The following is a 24888-nucleotide window of genomic DNA, read 5'->3' as shown; positions in this document are numbered from 1 at the left end:
ATGACCGAGAAACTCGTTATCATTGGCAACGGCATGGCCCCCGGGCGCATGCTGGAGCACCTCCTGGAAAAGGCGCCTGGGCGCTACCAGGTCACCATCTTCAACGCCGAGCCGCGCGTGAACTACGACCGCATCATGCTGTCGCCGGTTCTGTCGGGCGAAAAGGCCTATGAAGAGATCATCATCCATGGCGACGGCTGGTACATCAAGCACGGCATCACCCTCTACAAGGGCCACAAGATCGTCGCCATCGACCGGCAGGCAAAGACCGTCACCTCCGATCATGGCGTGACCGAGCCCTATGACAAACTCGTCATCGCCACCGGCTCGGTGCCGTTTATCATTCCGGTGCCGGGCCATGACCTGCCGGGCGTGCTCACGTATCGCGATCTGGACGACGTCCGGGCCATGATGCTTGCCGCCCAGTCGCGGGCCAAGGCTGTGGTCATTGGCGGCGGCCTGCTCGGGCTCGAGGCAGCAGCGGGCTTGAATGCGCAAGGCATGGACGTCACCGTGCTGCATGTCATGCCGACGCTGATGGAGCGTCAGCTCGATCCGGCCGCCGGATATCTCCTGCAGCGCGCCGTCGAGCAGCGCGGCATCAAGGTCATCACCAAGGCCAACACCCAGGCGATCACCGGCAACGGCAAGGTCGAGCGGGTGGAACTTGCCGACGGCACTGTCATTCCCGCAACGCTCGTCGTCATGGCGGTGGGCATCAGGCCGAACGCGGTCCTGGCAAAAGAAGCCGGCATTGCGGTCAATCGCGGCATCGTCGTTGACGCCGGCATGCGCAGCAATGATCCCGATATCTACGCAATCGGCGAATGCGCCGAGGTCAACGGCCAGGTCTACGGACTGGTCGCGCCGCTCTACGAGATGGCGCGCGTCGCCGCCAGCCATCTGGCCGGCAACGAGGCGGCGGCTTTCGTCCATATGGACACGCCGACCAAGCTCAAGGTCACCGGCATCGAGCTGTTCTCGCTCGGCGACTTCGCCGAGGGCGATGACCGCCAGGAGATCGTGCTGCGCGATGCGGCGGCCGGCGTCTACAAGCGCCTGGTGCTCAAGGACGACCGCATCATCGGCACAGTGCTCTACGGCGAGACGGCCGACGGCGCCTGGTTCAACGACCTCAAGAAGAAGCAGACCGATATATCCGAGATGCGCGATACGCTCATCTTCGGCCAGTCCTACCAGGGAGGCGCCCCCCTGGACCCTATGGCGGCCGTTGCAGCCTTGCCGGATGATGCGGAAATCTGCGGTTGCAACGGCGTATGCAAGGGAAAGATCACCGGCGCGATCACGGCCAAGGGCCTGACCTCGCTCGACGACGTGCGCGCGCACACCAAGGCGTCTGCCTCCTGCGGCTCGTGCACCGGACTGGTCGAGAAGTTGATGGTGCTGACCATCGGCGACAAATACAACCCCGCGGCGGTCCAGCCGATGTGCAGTTGCACCGCGCTTGGTCATGACGAGGTCCGCCGGCTGATCAAGGCCAAGGGCCTGAAGACCATTCCCGCCGTCATGCAGGAGTTGGAATGGAAGACCTCCTGCGGCTGCGCCAAATGTCGGCCGGCGCTAAACTATTATCTCGTCTGCGACTGGCCCGACGAATACGCCGACGACTACCAGTCGCGCTTCATCAACGAGCGCGTTCACGCCAACATCCAGAAGGACGGCACCTATTCGGTGGTGCCGCGCATGTGGGGCGGCGTCACCAACGCCGCCGAATTGCGCGCCATCGCCGACGTCGTCGACAAGTTCGAGATCCCGATGGTCAAGGTCACCGGCGGCCAGCGCATCGACATGCTCGGCATCCGCAAGGAAGACCTGCCGGCGGTGTGGGCCGATCTCGGCCAGGCTGGCTTCGTCTCCGGCCACGCCTATGCCAAGGGGCTGCGCACCGTAAAGACCTGCGTCGGTTCCGACTGGTGCCGCTTCGGCACGCAGGATTCGACCGGTTTGGGCATCCGTATCGAAAAATTCATGTGGGGCTCGTGGACCCCTGCCAAGGTCAAGATGGCGGTATCGGGCTGTCCGCGAAACTGTGCCGAGGCGACCTGCAAGGATGTCGGCGTGATCTGCGTCGATAGCGGCTACGAGATCCATTTCGCCGGCGCCGCCGGGCTCGACATCAAGGGCACCGAAGTGCTCGGCCTGGTCAAGACCGAGGACGAGGCGCTGGAGCATATCGTGGCGTTGACGCAGATGTATCGCGAGCAGGGCCGTTATCTCGAGCGTATCTACAAATGGGCCAAGCGCGTCGGCATCGCCGAGATCAAGCGCCAGATCATGAACGATGGCGAGAAGCGCAAGGCCTATTTCGCGCGCTTCGTCTTCTCGCAGAAATTCGCCCAGGTCGACCCGTGGTCGGAACGTGCTTCCGGCAAGGACAAGCATGAATTCCGGCCGATGGCTTCGGTCGGCTTTGCGCAGGCGGCGGAGTAGGCGCGTGTTCCCGAAAAGTGGAATGCGGTTTTCGGACAAGAACACGCGCAAAAGAGGAATAGCCACATGAATTGGGTATCCATCGGCACGCTCTCGGACATTCCGCGTCGCGGTGCGCGCTGCGTCGCCACACCCGAAGGAAAGATCGCCGTCTTCCGCACGGCCGACGATCAAGTCTTCGCCATCGACGACCATTGCCCGCACAAGGGTGGGCCACTCAGCCAGGGCATCGTCCATGGCACGGCGGTGACCTGTCCTTTGCACAATTGGGTGATCTCGCTCGAGACAGGCAAGGCGCTCGGCGCCGACGAGGGCGTGGTGCGCACCATTCCGGTGCGGATCGACGGCGAGCGGCTGTTCATTGCGCTGGAAGCGCTGGCCAGCCGCGCGGCGTGAACCATGCAGATTGATGAAGCGCGCGAGGTGAGGACCACCTGCCCCTACTGCGGGGTGGGTTGCGGCGTGCTGGCGAAGGTCGCCGCGGACGGTGAAATAACCGTTCGTGGCGACCCGGACCACCCGGCGAATTTCGGCCGCCTCTGCTCCAAAGGCTCCGCACTGGCCGAGACCATCGATCTCGACGGCAGGCTGCTTCATCCGGAAATCCACGGCCGCCGTACCGGCTGGGACCAAGCGCTCAATCTAGTCGCTTCGACCTTCTCGCAAACCATTGCCGAACACGGCCCCGATTCGGTCGCCTTTTATGTTTCCGGCCAGTTGCTGACCGAGGACTACTACGTCGCCAACAAGCTGATGAAGGGGTTTGTCGGCTCGGCCAATATCGACACCAATTCGCGCCTGTGCATGGCCTCGTCGGTCGCCGGCCACCGCCGCGCCTTTGGCTCGGACACGGTTCCGGGAAATTACGAGGATCTGGAACTTGCCGACCTGATCGTGCTCGTCGGCTCCAATCTCGCCTGGTGCCATCCGGTGCTCTATCAGCGCATTGCCGCTGCCCGGGAAAAGCGGCCCGAGATGAAGGTGGTGCTGATCGACCCACGCCGCACCATGACATCGGATATCGCTGACATGCATCTGGGGATCGCGCCCGATGGCGACGTCGCTTTGTTCACAGGGCTGCTCGCCTATCTCGGCCAGCATAACGCGCTGGACCGTACCTATATCACGGCGCACACGACCGGATTCGGGCAAGCGCTTTTCGCTGCCTCGGCGCTCGACCTTGCCGGCATCGCGGCTGCCACGGGTCTCAGTGAGGACGAACTGTCCCGCTTCTACAGCCTGTTTGCCGCGACGGCGAAGACGGTGACCGTCTACAGCCAGGGCGTAAACCAGTCGTCTTCGGGCACCGACAAGGTCAACGCCATCATCAACTGCCATCTCGCCACCGGCCGCATCGGCAAGCCCGGCGCCGGGCCGTTTTCGGTGACCGGCCAGCCCAATGCTATGGGCGGCCGCGAGGTCGGCGGCATGGCCAACATGCTGGCCGCCCACATGGAGATCGAAAACCCCGAGCACCGCAACCGCGTGCAGCGCTTCTGGAACGCGCCGACCGTCGTCGAAAAGCCCGGCCTGAAAGCGGTCGAGATGTTCCAAGCGGTGGCCGACGGACGCATCAAGGCGCTGTGGATCATGGCGACCAATCCGGTCGATTCGATGCCGGACGCCGATACCATCGAGGCGGCGATCAAGGCTTGCCCGTTTGTCGTTGTCTCGGACGTGCTGGGCGAGACCGACACGGTCCGCCATGCTCAGGTCCGGCTGCCGGCGGCGGCATGGGGCGAGAAGGACGGCACCGTCACCAATTCGGAGCGCCGCATCTCGCGCCAGCGGGCTTTTTTGGCCACGCCCGGCGAGGCAAGGCCAGATTGGTGGATCATCGCTGAAGTCGCCAGGCGGATGGGGTTTGCCGAAGCTTTTTCGCATGTGTCGGCGGCCGACATCTTCGCCGAGCATGCGGCGTTGTCGGGTTTCGAGAATGACGGCGCGCGCGATTTTGATATAGGCGCGTATGGCGCGATTGATTCAGGGACCTTTGAGAAATTGGCGCCATTCCAATGGCCAGCGCCGAGCCAAGGCACCCCCCTCTGGCCTGCCGGCCATCTCCCCCTCAAGGGGGGAGATTGGATGTCGCCACCGGTTTCGCCAATCGTTACCATTGCTGAAAAGGCGGTGCCGGCAAAACTGCCAATCTCCCCCCCTGAGGGGGAGATGGCCGGCAGGCCAGAGGGGGGTGCGTGGCGCCAGCCGGAGGACAAAAGCACCCGCTTCTTTGCCAACGGCAATTTCTACACACCCGACGGCAAGGCACGCTTTATTGCCATCCGCCCAACCGCCCAAACCCGCACCAGCCTGGACTACCCGTTGGTGCTCAACACCGGGCGCGTGCGCGACCACTGGCACACCATGACGCGAACCGGCAAGAGCCCGCGCCTGTCGCAGCACATGGCCGAGCCTTTCGTCGAAATTCACCCGGCTGATGCGCAGCACTACGGCATCGGCGATGCCGATATTGTGCGCGTCTCGACAGCTTATGGCGAGGTCGTGGTCCGCGCGCTGGTGACAGGGCGCCAACGCCAAGGCTCTGTGTTCGTGCCGATGCACTGGACCGATCAGTTTTCCGCGCGCGCGCGCGTCGATGCCCTGGTCGCGCCGACGACTGATGCGATTTCAGGCCAGCCGGCTTCAAAGAACGTTGCCGCCCGAATCGAGCGGTTCGCCGCCACGGCCTTCGGCTTCGCGGTGCTTGCGGAACGGCCCGCATCCATCGACGCCGATTATTGGAGCCTCGCCCGCTGCCCCGCCGGCTGGCGCCTTGAAATTGCGCTGCAGGACAGCCGCGACTGGACCGGGTTTGCCGCCGCGCTGTTCGGCCCGGAAGGCGAGGCGCTCGCCTATCACGACATGGCCGGCGGGCACCATCGCTTCGCCCGTTTCGCGGGCGGTCGGCTGGTCGGCGCGCTCTATCTTGCGCCTACCCCGGTAGCGGTGTCGCGCGGCTGGGCGGCCGAACAACTGGGTGCCGACCATGCCGATCGGCAGGCGCGGCTGGCGATCGTCGCCGGCAGGCCTGGCGGCAAGAGCGTCGACCGCGGCGCCATCGTCTGCGCCTGTTTCGGGGTCGGTGCCAACCAGATCGCGGAAGCGGTGCGCGACGGCTGCACCAGCGTCGCGGCAATCGGCGCCGCCCTTCACGCCGGCACCAATTGCGGCTCCTGCCGCGCCGAGATCAAGACCATTATCGACGGGCGGCGTCTGCAAGCTGCAGAGTGAATGCGCCGAGGAACTCTGCCGCGCCGCTGCATGATGCTTACTAGCAATTTACAAACCATAGGCTACCACCGTTCTGACTTCGATTCGTTCGGAACGGGAGCCCCATGAGTAAAGCCCTGACCTCATTCGCGCTTGCGGCCGTGCTGACGGCTTTGCTGATGGCGCTCAGCCTGGCGGTGGCCAGGCATGGCTATCCCTATGGCGCGATCGGCGCCAAGCGCTTGAGTGACGTCGCCGATGCAGGGGCATTCATTCCGCTCGCGGCGGTCTACTTCCTCAGCGCACTGCTGATGATGGTTCTGCCGATCAGGCTCGCCGGCATCGTCCTGACGCATGCCGCCGATGCAATCTTCTGGACGGTCATCGTGTTGTTCGCGGTCATCGTTGGATGTCTCGCCGCCAGATTTGCTTTCGGTCAGCACGATGTGCTCTCGGCACTGCTGAACTGGCGGTTCCTGTTTGTCGCAGCCATCGTCGGATGCCATCTCTTCATCAACGAACTGCGGCGCAACATCCTGTTGAGAAGCCTGTTCTTCGTCGTCTTCGCCGCTGCGACACTGGCCTGCCTGTTTTGGTCCTTCACGATCTGAGCATGTGCGACCGTGGGGACAGACGGCTTAATTCTTGTCGACCGGCTTTGAGCGCATTCGCGAAACGGTCTCACGCTCGGCCCGCTTCGAACGCATCGGCGGCAGGCCGCGGTCGACCAGGTCCATGTCTTCCAGCACCATGTCGCCCATCCGCTTGAAAGCGATGTCGAGTGCGCCGGCCCGGTGGGCGGAGCGCAGGAACCCCGGCAATGTGCGGACCGGGTGATCTTGGGCCAGCGGCTCCTCAGGAAAAACATCACTGGCGGCGACGATGTGGCCGCTGCGGACAGCATCCATCAGTGCCGGAAAATCGACCACGCCAGCCCGGCTGAGTAGGATGAAAGCGGATCCCTCGCGCATCCTGGCAAAGGCTTCGGCGCCGAGGAAACCCTGGTTTTCGCTGGTCACCGAAGTGACGACGAAGACGAAATCGCTGCTCGACAGGACTTCATCGAGCGAGGCCGGCTCAACGCCGTTCTCGATCAGGATCGACGGCGGCAGCCACGGGTCGAAGACTTTTGTCCGCGTGCGAAAACCCGTCAAAAGCCGGTTGAGCGCGCGGCCGAGATCGCCGAAGCCGATGATGCCGACATCCGCGCCGGAAAGAAGCCGCGCCGTCCGGTTGCCGTCGCCGCCCCACAATTCCTTGCCTTGACGAAAAGCGAGGTCGGCATCGACGATGTCGCGGGCAAGGTTGAGCGCCATGGCAAGGCCGAGCTCGGCCACCGGTTCGGCAAAGACCAGCCCAGTGGTGACGACATGGATGCCGCGCGAAAACAGCGTCTCATATGGCATGTTGTTGATGAGGTTGCTCTCGACATTGAAGATGCAGCGCAGCGCCTTCATTTTTTCCAGTGTCTCTGGCGCGATCGGCGGCTGGCCGACAATGTAGCGCGCCTCGCCAAGGGTATCGGCCGGCAGCGCCGCGACACCTTCGGGCGATGTTTCGACGATGCGGTATTTCGACCGAAATTTCGTCAGCGCAGCCGGCGTGAAGATCAGGTCGAGCGTGCGTGGATGGGGTGCGCTGATCACCAGCGGCAACGCGTTGTCGGACATGATACTTTTCCTCCCGTGCGATCCACGACGCACCATACTGGAATCATCTTTCCAGCCCGACCCCTATCACATGCCTGTCGAGGAGGAGAAGTTTGCCCGCCTTTCGGCCTTGCGGTGTGGCGGTCGGTGGTCCAGATAGACGGCGATCGAAGGACGACAAGGAAGACAGCGACATGATCCCGTTTCGAAAGAACCTCATCGATGGCGAGTGGGTGGGCGATGCCGGCTCCCGCAATATCAACCCGTCCAATCTCGACGACGTGGTCGGCGAATATGCATCGGGAGGCGCCGAGCACGCCCGGCAGGCCATCGCGGCGGCGAAGGCGGCATTTCCGGCATGGTCCCGATCGGGCCTGCTGGCACGCCATGCGGTGCTGAGGAAGGCGTCGGACGAGATCACCGCGCGGAAAGATGAAATCGGCCGGGCGTTGGCGCGCGAGGAAGGCAAGACGCTGGTCGAGGGCACCGGCGAGACTGTCCGCGCCGCCCAGATATTCGACTTCTTCGCCGGCGAGACGCTGCGCCTGTCGGGCGAGCTGGTGCCCAGCGTGCGGCCCGGCGTCGGTGTCGAGATCACCCGGGAGGCGGTCGGCGTGGTCGGCATCATCACGCCTTGGAATTTCCCGATCGCCATTCCGGCGTGGAAAATCGCTCCGGCGCTGGCCTACGGCAACACCATCGTCTTCAAGCCGGCGGAACTCGTTCCGGAGAGCGCCTGGACCATTGTCGACATCCTGCATCGCGCCGGCCTGCCGAAGGGCGTGCTCAACCTGGTCATGGGCAAAGGTTCGGTGGTCGGCCAGGCCATGCTCGACAGCCCTGACCTCAACGCCATCACCTTCACCGGCTCGGTCGGCACCGGCAAGCGCGTCGCCGCTGCCAGCGTCGAGCACATGCGCAAGTTCCAGCTCGAAATGGGCGGCAAGAACCCGCTTGTCGTGCTCGATGATGCCGACCTTGCCGTCGCCGTCGATTGCGCCATCAACGGTGCCTACTTCTCGACCGGCCAGCGCTGCACGGCGTCGTCCCGCCTGGTGGTGACGGACGGCATCCATGACCGCTTCGTCGAGGCGATGAAAGATCGCCTGGGCAAGCTGGTCATCGGCGACGCTCTCGATGCCAAGACCCAGATCGGGCCGGTGGTCGACCAGAGCCAGCTCAAACAGGACGAGGACTATATCGCCATCGGACGTCAGGAAGGTGCCGATCTCGCTTTCGGCGGTGGGCGGCTCGATCGCGAAACCCGCGGCTTCTATTTGCAACCGGCGCTGTTCACCGAAACCACCAACGCCATGCGCATTTCCCGTGAGGAGATTTTCGGACCTGTCGCCAACGTCATCCGCGTCAAGGACTACGACGAGGCGCTGGCGGTGGCCAACGACACGCCGTTCGGGCTGACGTCCGGCATCTGCACCTCGAGCCTCAAGCATGCCACGCATTTCAAGCGCAATTCGGAAGCCGGCATGGTCATGGTCAACCTGCCGACGGCGGGCGTCGACTTCCACGTGCCTTTCGGCGGGCGCAAGGGGTCGAGCTATGGCCCACGCGAGCAGGGCCGCTACGCCGCGGAATTCTACACCACCGTGAAGACCGCCTATACATTCGCTGGCTGATCACGGCGGCACTCATCCGGGACCAGCCAGGCAGGCGAGCAAATCGATGGCATCTGAAAATACGGACCTGACCTGGCTCAATCCGCCGCCGCACCACGAGTTCGGCGACAATACGGTGCATGTGCGGACCGGCAAGGAGACCGACTTCTGGCGAGAGACGTTCTACGGCTTCTGGCGTGACAATGGCCATTTCCTCTATCGTGAGGTCGAGGGCGATTTCAGCGCCGAAGTCACGGTCAAGGGGCACTATGAGGTGCTTTACGACCAAGCCGGGCTTATGGTCCGCCTGAGCGAGACCCATTGGATCAAGGCCGGCATCGAATACACCGACGGGCTGATGTATTTTTCCGTCGTCGTCACCAACGATGCCTCCGACTGGTCGCTGGCCAATATTCCGGCCGACCCGGACGGCGTCAGGATCCGCTTGACGCGTCATGCCGAGACGATCCGTGTCCAGTATCTGGACGCGTCCGACAAGCATTGGAAGCCGGTGCGGCTTGCCTATTTCCCACCCTCGAAAACGGTCGATGTCGGCATGATGTGCTGTTCGCCGCAGCGCGAGGGCTTCGAGGTCACATTCAGCGACTTTTCGATCGGCCCGCCGATCTCGCGGCAGCTCCACGACTGAGGCGCCGCGATCCGGTCGGGCGGTTTGCGTCCGGCCGGCCTCAGTAGGTCGCCCGGCCGCCGGAGACGTCGAAGACGGCCGCCGTCGTGAACGAGCATTCCTCGGACGCGATCCAGCAAATCAGCGCCGCCACCTCCTCGACCTCGCCGAACCGCGCCATTGGTATTTTGGACAGCATGAAGTCGATGTGCTGCTGGCTCATCTGCTGGAAGATCGCGGTGCGCACGGCCGCCGGCGTGACGCAGTTCACCGTTACCCTGGTCTTGGCCAGTTCCTTGCCAAGCGATTTGGTCATGCCGATCACCGCGGCCTTGGAGGTGCTGTAGGCCGAGGCGTTCGGGTTACCTTCCTTGCCGGCAATCGAGGCGATGTTGACGATCCTGCCGTAATTGCGTTCGAGCATATGCGGGACCAGCGCTTTGTTGCAGAAGAAGACGCCGTTGATGTTGATGTCGATGACCCGGCGCCAATCCTCTACGGAATACTCCCAGGTCGTCATGTTCGGTCCGGTGATGGCAGCGCTGGTGACAAGGACATCGACTGCGCCAATCGCTTCGATCGTCTCTCGGGCGGCGGCTTCGACCGCTATGGGGTCGGCGACGTCTAAGGTGACGCTGTGCAGGCCTGGAACAATGGCCTTGGCCTGCTCGATCTGGGCGGCATCGCGATCCCAGACCGAAACACGCCCGCCTTCCTTAGTGATCCTTTGCGCGACGGCAAGGCCGATGCCTGAGGCGCCGCCGGTGATAACAGCAGATCGTCCGGCAAATCGTCCCGCGAAACTCATCGGCATGTGGTCTTCCTCCCAATCGGCGGCGAATGTGAAGTCAACGGCGGACAAGTTCAAGCGCGGACTTGCAGCCTCCGAACAGCTTCGTGATGGGCCAGCACCAGGCAATTGAACGGCACTGCCTCCTGGCCAAATCGTCTCGTCCGGCATGGGAGAACTGCAGGAACGACTTCGCCCAGTTTGTCATCCGGGTGACATGCAGCGCCGGATGCGCTATATTGCACTGCACAATGCGAGCGCCTGCAGGCGAGGCTCCCATCGATCCAATGAATCGACCCATGAGCGGCCCATGAAATCGGCATTGAGCTGCAAGGGCGGAAAACCGATACCGAGATGAAGATTCCAAAATCTCTGTTGATCGATCCGGACAAGAACACGGTCTATGGCAGCTTTGCCGTTGCAGTCTCGATCTGGGCGTTCTCCTACTCGACCATTTTCGGCCAGGCCATGATCCTGGCCTATTATGCAGTCTGGCTGCCGCTCATCCTGGTCGACTACCGGAAAATATTAAGGCACGCTTCCAGCGCCTGGCTTCCGCTGGCGTTTGCAGCCTATGTCTGCTTCTCGGTGTTCTGGTCGGCAGCTCCCGGCACCACGGCAAGGACGGCCGTGCAATATTGTTCCCATATCGCATGCGCCTACATTGCCGCGCGCACGGTCAGCGTCCGGACCTTGACCATAGGCGCCCTAATAGGGATTTTCGTCGTCCTGCTCTACTCGCTCAAGGTCGCGAGTTATTCCTACGACGTTCTCGACGGGACATATAATTTCGTCGGCGCCTTCAGCTCCAAGAACCAGATCGGCTTTGTCGCATCGCTTGGCATCTATTTCTGCGTTGTCTACCTGGCCTTTCTCAGGCGCGGCCGCATAGGTTTTTTGTTGATTGTACCGATCGTCCTGCTGTCGGGCTATCTGCTGGTCGTGTCGCATTCGGCCACGTCGATGGCATCGACCCCGGCGGTTCTCGCCCTGGTCGCGCTGCTTTCCATGGGCAAGCTGCTTTCGCTCCGCCATCGCCGGGTGATTTTCGTGATCGGTGCAGGCGGGCTGGTCGCCTGCACCGTGGTTGCGCTGAATCTCGGGTTAATGGACTTTGTCCTTGGCCTCTTTGGCAAGGATTCGACGCTCACCGGACGGACCTACCTCTGGCAGCAGGGCTGGAATGCCGCGCAGCAATCGCCCATCCTCGGCGTCGGCTACGCGGCGTATTGGGTGCAGGGCTTCTCCGAGGCCGAGCGGCTGTGGAATGAATTCTACATCGCCGCCCGAAGCGGCTTCCACTTCCACAACACCTACATCGAGACCTTGGTGGAACTCGGCTTCGTCGGAGCGACACTGCTGTCGCTGATCATCCTGCGCACGCTCTGGGGGCACGTCTCGGCGCTGATATTCAGGACATGGCAAGCCGAGTCTGTGATTCTCGCCGGCGTCATGGTGCTTTTGTTCATCCGCTCCTTCGTCGAGGTCGAGACCCTCAATCCCTACATCATGGGATCGTTCCTGCTGTATTACAGCTACTTCAAGCTGGTGAAGGTGCCGTCCGTCGCCCGTTCCCGGTGGAGCGCCGCGAACCATCTCGAGGAACCGGACGCCGTGCGAGGCTAGAGCGGGCCGATCCGGGCTGTTCGTCGCCCAAAGGCCGCCTTGTTTTCTGATCCATAAAATACGAAGCCCAAAACCCCGCAGGCCGCCGCCTGCGAGGTGGGTGCTTCGCTCCGGTGGAAAGAAGCTACTGGATGGCCAGGGGCGCCGGTTTGACCTTGATCACGTCCCCGGGCAGTACCGGCGTGTCTTCGTCGGCGGTGATTTCGCTGGTCTTGCCGTCGACCACCCGCACCAGGGAAAACGACATGGCGGCTGGTTCGTTGTTGCCATAGAATTGCGGCATGGGGTTGCCCGACAGGGCTTCGGTCATCAAGCCTTTTTCCATATTCAGCTTCAGCGTCGCTTCGTTGAGGTCGGCTTCCGTCTGTTGCCGGTCGGTCGCGAGGGTGGAGTTCTGGGTGTTCTCCAGATCGATAGCGTCCTGAGTGGCCTTGCTGATCGACTGCTTGGCCGTGAGAATCGCCGTTTCGTAATCCAGTATCTGGCCTTCGAGGTCGGCGATGGTTTGCTGGGAATTCAAAACCCGGGTGTTGACGACCAGGCCTTTTTGCGCCAGCGAGCCGATACCGTTGAGCTGCTCCTTCGCCAGATCGACCTGCTTCTGCTGGTTGACGATCTTTTTCTGCAGCGAATCGATCTCGCTCTGCAGCAGCGCCTTCAAGTCGTCGAGCGCCTGCAAGCGTAGGTTGAGTTTCTTCTGGTCGGCCGCCAGGATCGCCGTCTCATCGGCAACGATGCTGGGCAGCTTCGGATCGTCGGCCACTTCTTTCGGCACTTCGAATGACGGTTTGTTCGCCAGTTCCGCTTCGATGCGGGCGCGCTTGACGATCAGCCTGACCTGTTGGTCTTGAAGTACGTCGAAATTGCCCTTGGCATTGATCAGGTCGCGGTCGTAGCGCTGCCCGCTCTCCGAGTTCCGCCGCGTTCCGCCGGCAATGCTCATCGCTTTCAGCACCGTCAGCCCAGGCACGCAAGGATACTGTCCGGGCGATTGCACCTCGCCAGAAATATAGAACGGCCGGTACTGCGCCATTTCGACGGAGGCCTCGGGCTTGTCAGCCAGGGCGAGCTTACGCTGTAGCGCCTCGCCGAGCGATGCCGCGATCTCCGAGGTCGTCTTGCCGGATGCGGGCATCTCGCCGACGAACGGCACCGACAAGGTTCCTGCCGGCCCGACCGTGTATTCTCCATTGATGGCCGACCAGTCACGGAACGTGCCTTCGACGGTCTGCCATTCCGCTACGCGGATGGTTAGCTTGTCTTGTGCTCCAAGCCGATAGTCATCGGCGAAGGCAAACTGCGGCAGGGCCAGCGACAGGCCGGTCGCCAGCGTGAGGCAAGTCGTCAAAAGTCGTACTCGCCGCATGCGTCTGGAGAGAATGCCGGTGCAAAAGATATCGATTATATCTGCTTTCAACTGAGCGTTTCCGATCTGGTTTGCCCCGCCCGATGCCTGAGTCCCGGGGCCTGAGTTCCGGGCTCGAATTCTGGACAGTCGCTCCTCGATGCACGGCCAGCAAGCGGCCGTCAGTAGCAGCCTCGCGACATCCAGACCGCAGGTACGGTCTTGATGATGATGCGAATGTCTTCGAACATCGACCAGTTCTCGACATAGTGTCGATCGAACGCGACGCGGCTGTCGTAGGAAACATCGTTGCGTCCGCTAACCTGCCAGAGCCCGGTCAGGCCGGGGCGCGATTTCAGGTAATAGACGGCCGAATTGCCATAGATCTCCAACTCATCGCGTACCACGGGACGAGGCCCAACCAGGCTCATATCCCCCTGCAGGATGTTGATGATCTGCGGCAACTCATCGAGGCTGAGCTTCCTCAGCACCGCTCCGACGCGCGTGATCCGCGGGTCGTTCTTCAACTTGCGGGTCGCTATCCATTCGGCGTTGGCCTCCGGATTCGCGGCGAGATAGGCAGCAAGCACCCGCTCGCCGTCTGGAACCATAGTGCGGAACTTGAGGCACGGAAAAATCCGTCCTCCGCGGCCGATCCGGCTATGACCATAGAAAATCGGCCCGCCATCGGAAAACCTGACAAGCAGCGCTATCATCACGAACAGCGGGCTGAGAGCGATCAGGCCGATCAGCGAACCGGCAATATCGAAGCTGCGTTTGAGCAGGCCGCCGATCGGCGGCGGAAAATCGACGCCGGCCTGCGAAAAATCCGCGTCGGCCGGCTTGGCTACGTCCCTCATGCGTAAACTCCATACGTTGAACGGATGGTTTAGCGCACGATACCAAAAAAATGCTGCAGCGCAACACACAATTTCCCAGCCGGCTGTAATAGTCGCGTCATGAACTGACTAAATAATGAACTCGTCCTGCACAAAATTTTGCCTTTATGTCGCAAAGGCGACAGATTATGGGCAATTTTGGAAAATCTAGTCCAATTTTGGGGCTGATTTTGGGCGAATCGCTCTTTATACCCGGTTGTGGAGCTTTGCCGTCACTTAGAAGTTCAAAATATCGACTGATGTTATGATAAGATACTGGTCAATATTATAAATCTTACTGGAGCGAGTCGATATCCGTCAATCAGTGGTGATGCCGACGTGTGCATTGCACCATGGCAGAGGCGATCCTGAGGATTCGCTTAAAATTATTCCGTAGCTGCCCTTGCCGCCTATTGCTCGCCTCAATAGAGTTGCAAATTGTTTCTGTCGGAGTATGGACAGATTGGGCAAGGCCGGAAGCAACCGGCCAGAAGCGGGCAACCTAAACAAGCTCGCAGAGTTTAAGGGAGGTGCTCGGGGTGGGCTTGTCGACATTTTTTCCCGAGCCGGTTGATGGGCTATCGGGTATGTCACTGCCAAAGTTCATTATCGGAATGTGTTTTGCGCTGGCGATCGTGGTCGTCTGGTCCTATTTGGGCGGCGCCTCGCTCGGCACGACGCTTTTTCGCGTCATCGGCTGCGCCATAGTCATCCAACTCGGTTATTTTCTGCTGGTCTTTGCCATGGTCGCAAGAAATGCCCCGACCTCGGCCGACAAAATTCGCGACGCAGAACGAAAGCTGAGTTCGAACGAAGCGGCCGAAGGCGAGAAATTAAGCGCCAGGAGAGGCCTTCACTGATTTCGGGCGTTGGCCTCCAGCAACACGCCGCAAGTCGGCATCCCGTTTCTTCAATTCCTCGATGCTCCCGGCCTCCACCAAGCGGCCGCTCTCCATCGCCACGACCTACTCGGCAGTGACTGGTTGGCCAACTGAGCGCGCCAGTGGCTTGATCCGGGCCGTGCAGGAGCGGCTCTGCCAAGCGGCGCCTTTCGGGAGCTATCCCGATTGCGGCTCGCCGCCTGCCCAGCCGCGTCATGACACCCAGCCAAATGAAAAACTGGACGGCGCCGATGATTTTGGCGATGCTTGCTTCGCACTTGCAGCATAGGCATTTGGGCCGATGCATGTCAGACGGGCGGTGAGGCATTGAGCGGGGAGGGCGAGGAAATCCGCAACGATTTCTGCAATCGAGAGGCATGTCCATGACATCATCCCAAGTCTGCGTGATCATCGCTGCCCGTAACGCGGCGCGGACAATCCCGGCTGCCATTGCATCGGCATTGCGCGAGCCGGAGGTTGCGGAAGTCGTCGTCGTCGACGACGCGTCCACCGACGATACCGCGAAAGTCGCCCATGCAGCCGACGACGGCACGGGCCGCCTTTCCGTCATCCGCTTCGACGTCAATCGCGGCCCCTCCTTTGCCCGCAACGCCGCGATAGCCGGTTCCAGGTCGCCGTTCATCAGCATCCTGGACGCTGATGATTTCTTTTTCGAAGGCAGGTTTCACAGACTGTTCGCCAGCACCGATTGGGATTTCGCGGCAGACAACATCATGCTTGTCAGGGATGACGCGGCAACCGACGTCTCGAAAATCGTCGCTCCACCGTTTTCGCCCGAGCCGGAATTCCTCGATTTCGAGGGTTTCATCGACGCCAACATCTCCAGGCGCCGTGTGCAACGAGGGGAACTGGGCTTCCTCAAACCCGTGATCAGCCGCGCCTTCCTCGATCGGCATGAGCTGCGCTACGACGAGAAGCTGCGCCTTGGCGAAGACTATGAACTCTATGCGCGCGCGGTTGCGCATGGCGCGCGCTTCAAGGTCATCAAATCCTGTGGCTACGGCGCGATCGTGCGCGCCGATTCGCTGAGCGGACGGCACAACACCCAGGATCTGAAGCATCTGGCCGATGCCGACCTGGCACTGCTTGCGATCGACAGTTTGCCGGAGGCATCGAAGGCTGCGCTGAGAAGGCACGAGCGGCACATTCGCGACAAATACCGGTTGCGGAAGTTCTTAGACGTGAAGACTGAGCGCGGGCTGGCGCCGGCTGTGGCCTATGCCTTGGCCGGCTCGTCCAACCTCACGGCCGTCGTCCGCGGCGTTGCCTCCGACAAGCTGGATGCGCTGTTTCGCCGCGCTGGCTTCGCCGCTAAGCGTCAGCATGTGCCGCCGCTGCGCTTCCTCATGGCCGGAACCAGCACAGCCGGCGAAAGCTAGGCTCGTCAACGTGGCGATCGCCTTACCTCGGTCGGCTCGCACCATTTCGACGCGATTTATGAGTTTACGATCTAGGTGGTTGCCTATGCGCGCGGGGAATGGCAATCTATGTTGCGGTGCAGCAATTTTGGACGGCCAACCGAACTGGCCCGAGACATCCCCTGTCAGAGGAGCTGGACGATGCGAGAAATGTCTTTTGAACGTGGACGGGCGCCAAGGCCGGTCATCATCTCGACGATGATGGGGCGCTGACTGCATGGCCTCGATCTTTCGCTTCCGATCGAGAGATCCGGCGCGCGACACGCAGACCGACACCGCGCGACTCGATCGCTTGGCGAAGCTGCTGGACCAGATCGCGGCCGAGGTCGAGGCGGAGAAGAACGGACTTGAGAACCGCTACAGGACAACGGCCACCAATGCCGCCTTCCTGGTCGAGGCCATGGAAAACGGGGCGGTCTCCTCCCGCAGGTCTTCCGAAGTTGGCGAACTGACCAGGTCGATCCTGAATTGCGAGCGGCGCATCGCTGCGCTCTCGCGCCAGAAGCAGATGATGAAGGATCTCCGTCATTCGCTGGATGAAATCTTCGAGGAGGATCGGCAGAACGGCCCAGACATAAGGACCGATTTTGTGAAACCCGCCGGTCCCGGCACAGGTTGAGCGAATATCCCGGAGTCGGCGCAATGGTTTTGGGCACGCTACACGGAGCCTAGGAGCGACAGAGGTCAAGATTAGCTTGTTTCGTCACGGTTCGAACGATCGCTTTGGGGGCGCACAGCACAAAGGTGAGTTTGATATGAACGCAGATCCTAAAAGCACGTCCACCCCGGCAACCGGCGGCACCCCGTTCACGCGCCCGATCCCAGGCAAGCTGCGGCGGCTCCGTTCAGACGGCGCGTTTCTGCTGATCGTTCTCGGCAGCCTGGTTGCGGGCCTGGTGCCCGTCCGCGCCCAGGATCTCCCAACCGCGCCGTCCTTTGTCGATGATTTCACCAGCCTCAGTCGCGCGCGCTGGTACATTTCCGACGGCTGGACGAACGGCAAGCATCAGAACTGCACCTGGTCCAAAAGCCTGATCGGCCTTTCCGACGGCATGCTGACGCTCGGTTTCGAGAAGCGCAAGCTGAAGGATCGCGAATTCGCCTGCGCCGAGATCCAGACCAAGCAGCGCTTCGGCTACGGCACCTACGAGGCGCGGATGAAGACCGACACGGGCTCCGGCGTCAACGCGGCATTCTTCAGCTTCGTCGGCGATGCCGACAAGCAGCCGCATGATGAAATCGACTTCGAGGTGCTGACCAAGGACACGTCCAAGGTCCAGGTCAACGCCTACATAGCCGGCAAGGGCAAGAACGAGAAGCTGGTCGACGTCGCCGGGGGCACCGACAAGGCCTTCAACGACTACGCCTTCGTCTGGGAAAAGGACCGGCTGCGCTGGTACGTCAACGGCAAGCTTGTCCACGAGATCACCGATCCGGCGAAGCTGCCCACCCATTCGCAAAGAATCTATTTCAGCCTGTGGGGCAGCGATACGATGAAGGGCTGGATGGGGCCGTTCTCGGATCCGGGCCGCAAGCTCGCCATGCAAGTGGACCGCGTTGCATTCACCGCACTCGGCCAGCCCTGCCAATTCCCGGAATCGCTGGCATGCAAAACGAACTAGAAGCGCATCTGAACCCGCCGGGCCGAAGGTGGTCCGAGCCCGAAGCTCGAACAGGCCCCGAAGCCTTGAACAGGAATGAAACCGAATGAATTTGACTGTCTTTGGAATCGGCTATGTCGGTCTTGTACAGGCGGCGGTGCTTGCCGAAGTCGGCCATCAGGTGGTCTGCGTCGACATCGATGCAAAAAAGGTCGAGCGGCTCAACCAGGGTCATGTCCCGATCTTCGAGCCTGGGCTCGAAAACATGGTCAAGGAGAACCATGCCGCCGGCCGCATCAAGTTCACCACCGACGCCGCCGCGGCGATCAAGCATGGCCAGATCCAGATGATCGCGGTCGGCACGCCTCCGGGCGAGGATGGTTCGGCAGACCTGAAATATGTGCTGGCCGTCGCCGAGGCCATCGGTCGTGAGATGGACGCGCCCAAGATCGTCGTCGGCAAGTCGACCGTGCCGGTCGGTACCTGCGAAAGGATAAAGGCCAGGATTGCCGAGACGCTGAGGGCGCGCGGGCGCGAGGATCTGGCTTTCGACGTCGCCTCCAATCCGGAATTCCTCAAGGAAGGGTCCGCTGTGAGCGACTGCATGAAGCCCGACCGCATCATCGTCGGCACCAGCAACGAGGACACCGAGGCGGTGATGCGCGAGCTCTACGCGCCGTTCAACCGCAACCACGAAAAGATGATCGTGATGGACGTGCGCAGTGCCGAGTTTACCAAATACGCGGCCAATTGCATGCTGGCGACCAAGATCAGCTTCATGAACGAAATGGCCAATTTGGCCGAGCAACTGGGCGCCGACATCGAGGAGGTCCGCAAGGGCATCGGCAGCGACCCGCGGATCGGCTACCACTTCATCTATCCGGGCCTCGGCTATGGCGGCTCGTGCTTCCCGAAGGATGTGCGCGCCCTGATCAAGACCGCCGAAGCCATCAAGTTCGACGCCAAGCTGCTGCGTGCCGTCGAGGAGCGCAACAACCAGCAGAAGTCGGTCCTGTTCGAGAAGGTGGACCGCTATTTCAAGGGCAATCTCAAGGGCAAGACCTTTGCGCTGTGGGGCCTGGCCTTCAAGCCCAATACCGACGACATGCGCGAAGCCCCGGCCCGCACGCTGATGGAGGCGCTCTGGGCCGCCGGTGCCAATGTGCAGGCCTACGATCCCGAGGCGATGCAGGAATGCCAGGCGATCTACGGGTTGCGCGACGACCTGCAGCTGTGCGGCACCAAAGAGGCCGCTGTGCGAGGTGCCGACGCGCTCTTGATCGTGACCGAGTGGAAGAGCTTCAGTGCGCCGTCCTTCGATGCATTGAAGGACGCGCTGACCACGCCCGTCATCTTCGACGGACGCAACCTCTACGACCCCAAGGTCATCGCCCGCCACGGCATCGAATACCACAGCATCGGCAGAATGGCGGCGTGACGATAGGGCGGTCCAGCAAGGAGCCAGGTCCATGAAAGTTCTGTTTGCAGGCGGCAACGGCTACACGCCGCAGTTCAGCGGTGGCGTTCAGTCGAGCACGCACCATCTGGTCGAGCAGCTGCGCGAGCACGGTCATGACGCCTCGGTCCTGGCGGCACTGTTCGGTGATGGCATGTTCGGCTTCAAGGCGCGCGCCAAGATGAAACTGCTTCGCCAGCGTGCGGTCATCGACAGCTATCCCGGCTATCCGGTCGTGCGGGCGTGGTTTCCCTGGGAGGCGGCGCGCTTCGCGGTCGAACGGCTCGATCCCGATGTCGCCGTCGTGCAGTGCCACAAATCGGTGCCGATCGGAAAGGCGCTGCAGGCGCTCGGCGTGCCGCTGGTGGTCTATCTGCGGAACGTCGAATTCCACGAGCTGGCCGGCGACCTGCGCGAATTGCATTCGGCGCTTTATATCGCCAACTCCGAATTCACCGCGCGCACCTATAAGGAAAGGTTCGGCATCGACTCGACCGTGATTCCGCCGACCATCAATCCCGGGCTCTACAGCACCCCGACGACCGGCGAATTCGTCACGCTGATCAACCCTTACAATGAAAAAGGGTTCGAACTCGCCGTGCGCATCGCCGGCCAATGCCCCGAAATCCCGTTTCTGTTCGTCGAAAGCTGGAAGCTCGACGACGACCACCGGGCGCAGATCGAACGGACCATCGCGCCGCTGCGCAACGTCAGGCTGGAAAGCCGTACCAGCGACATGAAGACGGTCTATGGCCGCACCAAGATCCTGCTGGCGCCCAGCAAATGGGAAGAGGCCTGGGGGCGCGTGGCATCCGAGGCCCATTGCAGCGGCATTCCGGTCGTCGGGTCCCGCCGCGGCGGCCTGCCGGAAGCGATCGGCGCCGGCGGCGTTGTACTTGACTATGACGCACCGCTCGACGACTGGGTCGCCGCAGTCAGGCGGCTATGGAGCGACAAGGCCGAGTACGACCGGCTGTCGGCGGCGGCGCAGCTGTTTTCGGAGCGGCCGCAAATGAATCCAGACATTCAGTTCGCGACCTTCCTCGGCGTTCTCGACAACGCCAGGCAAGGCGCGCTGGAGCATGCCGCCTGATGCATTTCGTCCAAAACCATGCACGTTCCCCAAAAGCCGGCTCTCGCGCCTGACCGGGGTGGGAGCTGCTTTGGGACAACGGCACGCACAACACCAGACGCTTGGGGCGCCTCGCACGGCGGCGACGGGCTTCAGCCCTCATCCGCGCGAGCAGATCGCCGACCGGCCTCGAAAGATCGTCCATTCGATGAAGATTTGCTTCGTAGTTGATAAGTTCCCCTCTTTATCGGAGACCTTCGTCCTCGACCAGATAGAAGGGTGCCTCGAGCGCGGCATGCAAGTCGGCGTCGTCTGCAACGAGACGTCGTTCGGCAAGGACAGCAACATCGACGATCGCCGCTGGCAGGCGCTGCCTGGCAAGGTCGTCTGCTGGTGGGGCGGACTGGGGCGCTTTCGCCCGATGCTCAGGAGATGGTCGGGCAGGTTCTGGGATAAGCTCTCGACCGCTATCGACATCGCCTTTGCGCGCAAATTGCAGAACGCCGATGTGATCGTCGCGCATTTCGGCAATAACGGCATGCGCGTTGCCCGCGCCATGAAACGAGGCCGGATTTCCGCTCCGCTGGTGACCATATTCCACGGCCGCGATGTCGGCGAACCGCTGCATGACGACACGCTCACGCGCTACAAGGTTGTCTTCGACAAGGGCGTTCTCCAGCTCCCGGTGAACGCGTTTTTCCGCGACGCCCTGATCGGCGTCGGCGCACCCCCCGCGCAAGTCATGGTTCACCATATGGGCGTGCGGCCCGGTGAGATCGGCTACCATTGGCGTTCCTGGGACCGGGACACGCTGTCCTTCATCTCGGTCTGCCGGCTGACCGAAAAGAAGGGCATCGAATTCGCCCTTCGGGCGCTCGCCAGCCTGCCGCAGCGTGACTGGGTCTATGCGGTGATTGGCGGCGGCGAATTGCTGGAAGAGTTGAAGAAGCTCGCCGTAAATCTCGGCATTGCCGACCGGGTGACTTTCCTCGGGCCGCGTCCGCACGCCGAGGTCAAGCAGCGCCTGCGCGACGCCCACGTATTCCTGCTGCCCAGCGTTGCTGCACAGGACGGCGATCTCGAGGGTATTCCGGTGGCGCTGATGGAAGCTATGGCCGCCGGGCTGATTGTTGTCAGCACCTATCACTCGGGCATCCCCGAGTTGATCGAGGATCAGGAGACAGGCTTCCTCGCACCGGAGCGAGACGTTGCGGCGTTGGCCCGCAAGCTTGTCTGGGTGGCCGAGAACCCGGACAAATGCGAGCGCATCGCACGTGCGGCGCGCCGCAAGATCGAGCAGGATTTCAACGCGGACCTGCTCAACGAACGTTTTGCGCAGATCGTTGCTCAACTGGCCGAAGCCAGGCGCCCGGCATGAACGCCAACCCGCCCCCCCAGTTCGGTCGCGTCGCTCTGCGCGGCGGCGTGGTGACGATCGGCGCGCAAGGCTTCAAGATGGCGATCCAGTTTCTCTCGGTCATCGTGCTTGCGCGTCTGCTGGTCCCCGAGGATTTTGGTCTCGTGGCTTCCGTCGGGCCGATCGTGGCCTTTGTCGGATTGCTTCAAAACCTAGGCCTGCAGCAGGCTGTGGTCCAGCGCAAGGACATCAGCACCGAACAGCTCAACCAGGTATTCTGGATCAGTGCGCTGGTTGGGCTGGGCAGTGCCGTGGTGGTGGCATGCCTGGCGCCCGCCATCGCCGCCTTCTACGGCGATCAACGCATGGTCGGGATCACCATCGGCTCTGCCTTGCCGCTGCTTCTTGGCAGCCTCGCCGCGGTGCCGCTGGCGCTGATGAACCGTCATTTGCGCTTTGGCCAGCTCGCGCTGAACGATGTGATAACCGCCGCTGCCGGACTTGCGACTACCGCAATCGCCGCCTATGCGGGACTGGGCTACTGGTCGCTGGTCATCGGCCCGGCGGTTTCGGCTGTTGTCGCGCTGGCCGCGGCATGGCAGGTGGCGCGCTGGACGCCGTCGCGGCCGGACCTGAAGGTCGATACCGACATATTGTCCTTCGGCGCCAATCTGACCGGCTTCAATCTGGCCAACTTCTTCTCGCGCAATCTCGACAACATCCTGATCGGAAAATATTCGGGCGCGATCGAACTCGGCTACTATGACCGCGCCTATAAGCTCCTGCTGTTTCCGCTTCAGAACATCAACCAGCCGCTGACACGCGTGATGGTGCCGCTGCTGAGCCGCATCCATGAGGACAAGGCGCGGTTTCGCGACATCTATGTGCGGACCAATTGGATGCTGGCGGCCATCACCATGCCCGGCATCGCGGCGCTGACGCTGACGTCCGACCAGGTCGTCGGGCTTCTCTTCGGCGAGCGCTGGACAGCGGTGGCGCCGATCTTCGCCTGGCTGGGCATCGCCAGCCTGATCCAGTCCGTCTCAAGCACCACCGGATGGATCTTCATCTGCCAGGGCAAGACCAAGACCATGTTCCACTGGGGCATCTACTCGTCGCTGACGACGGTCGCCGCCTTCATCATCGGCCTGCACTGGGGCGCCGTCGGTGTCGCCGCGGCCTACGCGATCAGCGGCTATATGCTGCGCGTCCCGGTGCTTGCCGTTCTTGTCCACCGGGTCGGCCCGGTGACCGCAGCCGACTTCCTGATCATGCAGGGGCTTTTCATCATGTCGTCGCTGCTTGCCTGGTCCGTCTACCGGGAGTTGCCCGTATCGCTGACCGGCCAGTCAGACCTGCTCGCGGTGGTCCTGGCGGTTGCCCTCAATTATTCGATCGGCCTGATCCTCATGCTTGCCCTTCGCCAGTCGCGCAGTGCGTTGTTCACCACGCTTTCCAGCGCCATGCGCAACGCCCGCTAGGCAGGCAATAACCGGCCTCAAAAGCTCACCTGCCGACATCGCCGACGCATGCTCCTCAAGCACTGCCTGAAGGCTCGTCCTGCGATAGAGGTCGAGATTGGCGGTAAGTCTGCCGAGCTTCTCGCTCGCTTCCTCGGGCGTTACCGTGTCGATGTCGAGCAGCAGGTCGGCGACGCCGATCCGCTTGGCGAGTTCCTTGGTCTTGAATTCATAGGCGATCGGCAGCACCGGCGTGCCGACGCAGAGCGACATGATCATCATGTGCATGCGCGTCGCGACGACGAAGTCGAAGCCTTTCACCAGGGCCATCAGTTGCTCCGGCGTGTGGAACGAAGCGTCCACGCTCACATGCTTGGCGATCTCCGGATCGAGTTCGGCAACGATCGCCCGCGCCGTCTTGGAATCGTCATGGGCGTATTCCGGCACGCCCTGGCAGGTAGAGACGAAGGTCACCTGCTTGGCGTGGTCCCTGACCAGGATGGTCGCAATCTCGCGGATCGAGTCGATGTAGCGGCGCATGCCGCCCTCGCCGTCGCTGACATAGTTCCAGTGACGGACGGAAATGGCGACGCGGCCGGTGACAGTCGCCGACTGGCCGGAGGCCAGAAAACTTCCGATCCTGTCGGTATCGGCCAGCGCAAAGACGGCGTCGGCCACGACGTGGCATTTGCCGGGGTCTTTCACCATGTCCACAATGTGGCCTCTCGAACGTTCATCGCGCAGCAGGATGAGCGGGCTCCGGTCGAAGATCGGGCTCAACTCCTGGCGATTGTAACTTTTGTTGAACGGGCCGAGCGATTGCGTGAAGAAGACCGGGTCCTTGCCCAGAATCGCGTCGATCCGGAATTGATTGAGGCGCCGTTCCAGATTGTAGGTCTCGACGAGATAGGTTCCGCCTGTCGTGACCACGAGGTCGGCGTCTTTGTAGATCTTGAGACCACGGCGATTGCTTGAGCTGAACAAACGCCCGAGAACGCCGCGGATGCCGAACCGCCGCAGGGCATTGAGTACGAGCCGATTGTAGATCGGCTTGAACAGGTTCTTCAGCCCACTGCCGTATTTGTAGCGGAACAGCGATTCCGACAGCAGCTTGTGGAATTCGAGATCTGGATACTCCTTCTTCGTGTAGAGCCTCGCCGCCACCTCCGGCTGGCTGTCGAAGACGTAGAACTGGATATCGTCCTGCACGATCGTCTTGAAAACATGGCGAATCGCCAGGAGAATCGCTGCGTCTCCGGTATTCAGGCAGACGGTGTTTTCAACCGCGATCTTCATTGAATGACCTCATTTCGTGAGTAGTCCCGCGGTTCGGTCGACGGATGCCGAGGTGCGGGTTGGCCGAAAATGCTGCACGCCAAGGATGGTCCTCGCGTCGTGATTATTGGCGCGCAGCCCAATGGCAGGGCCAACG

The 24888-nt window shown here is 61.9% G+C and carries 19 protein-coding genes and 1 pseudogene; 15 read left to right on the top strand and 5 right to left on the bottom strand.

Translation table 11 applies throughout. The features are described 5' to 3' along the window. The 4 genes from nirB (at position 1) to NKH05_RS25535 (ending at position 6272) form a co-directional block, all read left to right on the top strand. Positions 1-2451 carry a nitrite reductase large subunit NirB gene (gene nirB, locus NKH05_RS25550; protein ID WP_352483962.1) on the top strand — a complete coding sequence of 817 codons (2451 nt, stop codon included), beginning with the start codon at positions 1-3 and terminating at the stop codon, positions 2449-2451. Positions 2452-2517: 66 nt separating this feature from the next. Beyond that, positions 2518-2847 (top strand): nitrite reductase small subunit NirD, encoded by a 330-nt coding sequence (gene nirD / locus NKH05_RS25545; protein WP_352483963.1) that lies wholly within the window; start codon positions 2518-2520, stop codon positions 2845-2847. A gap of 3 nt (positions 2848-2850) precedes the next feature. After that, on the top strand, positions 2851-5682 hold the full coding sequence (locus tag NKH05_RS25540) for a nitrate reductase (protein ID WP_353026341.1): 2832 nt from the start codon (positions 2851-2853) through the stop codon (positions 5680-5682). Positions 5683-5786: 104 nt separating this feature from the next. Then, positions 5787-6272, top strand: a complete 486-nt coding sequence (locus NKH05_RS25535) for a hypothetical protein (RefSeq protein ID WP_023717999.1) — start codon at positions 5787-5789, stop codon at positions 6270-6272. Between the two features lie 27 nt (positions 6273-6299). Here NKH05_RS25535 and NKH05_RS25530 read toward each other — a convergent pair whose 3' ends face one another. Continuing rightward, positions 6300-7331, bottom strand: coding sequence for a hydroxyacid dehydrogenase (locus NKH05_RS25530; RefSeq protein ID WP_353026338.1), 1032 nt, complete (start codon positions 7329-7331; stop codon positions 6300-6302). A gap of 176 nt (positions 7332-7507) precedes the next feature. On the opposite strand from NKH05_RS25530, the gene NKH05_RS25525 reads away from it, so the two are divergent. Together NKH05_RS25525 and NKH05_RS25520 are read left to right on the top strand one after the other, a co-directional pair. Further along, on the top strand, positions 7508-8944 hold the full coding sequence (locus NKH05_RS25525; protein WP_352964614.1) for an aldehyde dehydrogenase family protein: 1437 nt from the start codon (positions 7508-7510) through the stop codon (positions 8942-8944). Positions 8945-8990: 46 nt separating this feature from the next. Then, positions 8991-9572: a DUF1349 domain-containing protein gene (locus tag NKH05_RS25520; RefSeq protein ID WP_352495740.1), complete on the top strand. Its 582-nt coding sequence runs from the start codon at positions 8991-8993 to the stop codon at positions 9570-9572. 40 nt (positions 9573-9612) lie between these two features. On the opposite strand, the gene NKH05_RS25515 is transcribed toward NKH05_RS25520, so the two are convergent. After that, a complete protein-coding gene (locus NKH05_RS25515) occupies positions 9613-10365 on the bottom strand; it encodes an SDR family NAD(P)-dependent oxidoreductase (protein ID WP_352483967.1) in 753 nt (250 codons plus the stop codon). A gap of 330 nt (positions 10366-10695) precedes the next feature. On the opposite strand from NKH05_RS25515, the gene NKH05_RS25510 reads away from it, so the two are divergent. Then, entirely contained in the window at positions 10696-11967 is a 1272-nt protein-coding gene (locus tag NKH05_RS25510) for an O-antigen ligase family protein (protein WP_352483968.1), read from the top strand. A gap of 124 nt (positions 11968-12091) precedes the next feature. Here NKH05_RS25510 and NKH05_RS25505 read toward each other — a convergent pair whose 3' ends face one another. Continuing rightward, complete coding sequence (locus NKH05_RS25505) at positions 12092-13315, bottom strand: polysaccharide biosynthesis/export family protein (RefSeq protein ID WP_084642532.1); 1224 nt, start codon at positions 13313-13315, stop codon at positions 12092-12094. 179 nt (positions 13316-13494) lie between these two features. Then, positions 13495-14172 (bottom strand): sugar transferase, encoded by a 678-nt coding sequence (locus NKH05_RS25500; RefSeq protein WP_292659405.1) that lies wholly within the window; start codon positions 14170-14172, stop codon positions 13495-13497. A 557-nt stretch (positions 14173-14729) separates the two neighbouring features. On the opposite strand from NKH05_RS25500, the gene NKH05_RS25495 reads away from it, so the two are divergent. The 8 genes from NKH05_RS25495 to NKH05_RS25460 all read left to right on the top strand — a co-directional run bounded on the left by NKH05_RS25495 (position 14730) and on the right by NKH05_RS25460 (position 23477). After that, entirely contained in the window at positions 14730-15050 is a 321-nt protein-coding gene (locus tag NKH05_RS25495) for an exopolysaccharide production repressor protein (RefSeq protein ID WP_352790654.1), read from the top strand. Positions 15051-15448: 398 nt separating this feature from the next. Next, positions 15449-16471, top strand: coding sequence for a glycosyltransferase family 2 protein (locus tag NKH05_RS25490; protein WP_352483969.1), 1023 nt, complete (start codon positions 15449-15451; stop codon positions 16469-16471). A 256-nt stretch (positions 16472-16727) separates the two neighbouring features. Beyond that, positions 16728-17129 carry a hypothetical protein gene (locus NKH05_RS25485; RefSeq protein WP_023717989.1) on the top strand — a complete coding sequence of 134 codons (402 nt, stop codon included), beginning with the start codon at positions 16728-16730 and terminating at the stop codon, positions 17127-17129. A 136-nt stretch (positions 17130-17265) separates the two neighbouring features. After that, positions 17266-18132: an endo-1,3-1,4-beta-glycanase ExoK gene (gene exoK, locus NKH05_RS25480; protein WP_352483971.1), complete on the top strand. Its 867-nt coding sequence runs from the start codon at positions 17266-17268 to the stop codon at positions 18130-18132. Positions 18133-18217: 85 nt separating this feature from the next. Beyond that, positions 18218-19549 (top strand): UDP-glucose dehydrogenase family protein, encoded by a 1332-nt coding sequence (locus NKH05_RS25475; RefSeq protein ID WP_023717987.1) that lies wholly within the window; start codon positions 18218-18220, stop codon positions 19547-19549. Positions 19550-19580: 31 nt separating this feature from the next. Next, positions 19581-20660 (top strand): glycosyltransferase, encoded by a 1080-nt coding sequence (locus NKH05_RS25470; protein ID WP_023717986.1) that lies wholly within the window; start codon positions 19581-19583, stop codon positions 20658-20660. Between the two features lie 187 nt (positions 20661-20847). After that, a complete protein-coding gene (locus NKH05_RS25465; protein ID WP_352548919.1) occupies positions 20848-22017 on the top strand; it encodes a glycosyltransferase in 1170 nt (389 codons plus the stop codon). After that, a complete protein-coding gene (locus NKH05_RS25460; protein WP_023717984.1) occupies positions 22014-23477 on the top strand; it encodes a lipopolysaccharide biosynthesis protein in 1464 nt (487 codons plus the stop codon). The genes NKH05_RS25465 and NKH05_RS25460 overlap by 4 nt, the downstream gene beginning before the upstream one ends. Before the next feature lie 222 nt (positions 23478-23699). On the opposite strand, the pseudogene NKH05_RS25455 reads toward NKH05_RS25460, so the two are convergent. Further along, positions 23700-24752, bottom strand: a pseudogene (locus NKH05_RS25455) (polysaccharide pyruvyl transferase family protein); the annotation flags it as partial. Positions 24753-24888 lie beyond the last annotated feature (136 nt).

The sequence above is a fragment of the Mesorhizobium sp. M1399 genome (genome assembly GCF_040317735.1).
Classification (GTDB): Bacteria; Pseudomonadota; Alphaproteobacteria; order Rhizobiales; family Rhizobiaceae; genus Mesorhizobium.
This window is presented reverse-complemented; position numbering and strand designations above follow the sequence as displayed.

What these genes read in the sequence shown, in the direction of transcription:
- NKH05_RS25470 (WP_023717986.1), top strand. Translation starts at nt 19,581, where the DNA reads ATGAAAGTTCTGTTTGCAGGCGGCAACGGCTACACGCCGCAGTTCAGC.
- NKH05_RS25520 (WP_352495740.1), top strand. Translation starts at nt 8,991, where the DNA reads ATGGCATCTGAAAATACGGACCTGACCTGGCTCAATCCGCCGCCGCAC.
- NKH05_RS25500 (WP_292659405.1), bottom strand. Translation starts at nt 14,172, where the DNA reads ATGAGGGACGTAGCCAAGCCGGCCGACGCGGATTTTTCGCAGGCCGGC.
- NKH05_RS25530 (WP_353026338.1), bottom strand. Translation starts at nt 7,331, where the DNA reads ATGTCCGACAACGCGTTGCCGCTGGTGATCAGCGCACCCCATCCACGC.
- NKH05_RS25540 (WP_353026341.1), top strand. Translation starts at nt 2,851, where the DNA reads ATGCAGATTGATGAAGCGCGCGAGGTGAGGACCACCTGCCCCTACTGC.
- NKH05_RS25535 (WP_023717999.1), top strand. Translation starts at nt 5,787, where the DNA reads ATGAGTAAAGCCCTGACCTCATTCGCGCTTGCGGCCGTGCTGACGGCT.
- NKH05_RS25490 (WP_352483969.1), top strand. Translation starts at nt 15,449, where the DNA reads ATGTCCATGACATCATCCCAAGTCTGCGTGATCATCGCTGCCCGTAAC.
- nirD (WP_352483963.1), top strand. Translation starts at nt 2,518, where the DNA reads ATGAATTGGGTATCCATCGGCACGCTCTCGGACATTCCGCGTCGCGGT.
- exoK (WP_352483971.1), top strand. Translation starts at nt 17,266, where the DNA reads ATGAACGCAGATCCTAAAAGCACGTCCACCCCGGCAACCGGCGGCACC.
- NKH05_RS25465 (WP_352548919.1), top strand. Translation starts at nt 20,848, where the DNA reads ATGAAGATTTGCTTCGTAGTTGATAAGTTCCCCTCTTTATCGGAGACC.
- NKH05_RS25515 (WP_352483967.1), bottom strand. Translation starts at nt 10,365, where the DNA reads ATGCCGATGAGTTTCGCGGGACGATTTGCCGGACGATCTGCTGTTATC.
- NKH05_RS25460 (WP_023717984.1), top strand. Translation starts at nt 22,014, where the DNA reads ATGAACGCCAACCCGCCCCCCCAGTTCGGTCGCGTCGCTCTGCGCGGC.
- NKH05_RS25485 (WP_023717989.1), top strand. Translation starts at nt 16,728, where the DNA reads ATGGCCTCGATCTTTCGCTTCCGATCGAGAGATCCGGCGCGCGACACG.
- NKH05_RS25475 (WP_023717987.1), top strand. Translation starts at nt 18,218, where the DNA reads ATGAATTTGACTGTCTTTGGAATCGGCTATGTCGGTCTTGTACAGGCG.
- nirB (WP_352483962.1), top strand. Translation starts at nt 1, where the DNA reads ATGACCGAGAAACTCGTTATCATTGGCAACGGCATGGCCCCCGGGCGC.
- NKH05_RS25510 (WP_352483968.1), top strand. Translation starts at nt 10,696, where the DNA reads ATGAAGATTCCAAAATCTCTGTTGATCGATCCGGACAAGAACACGGTC.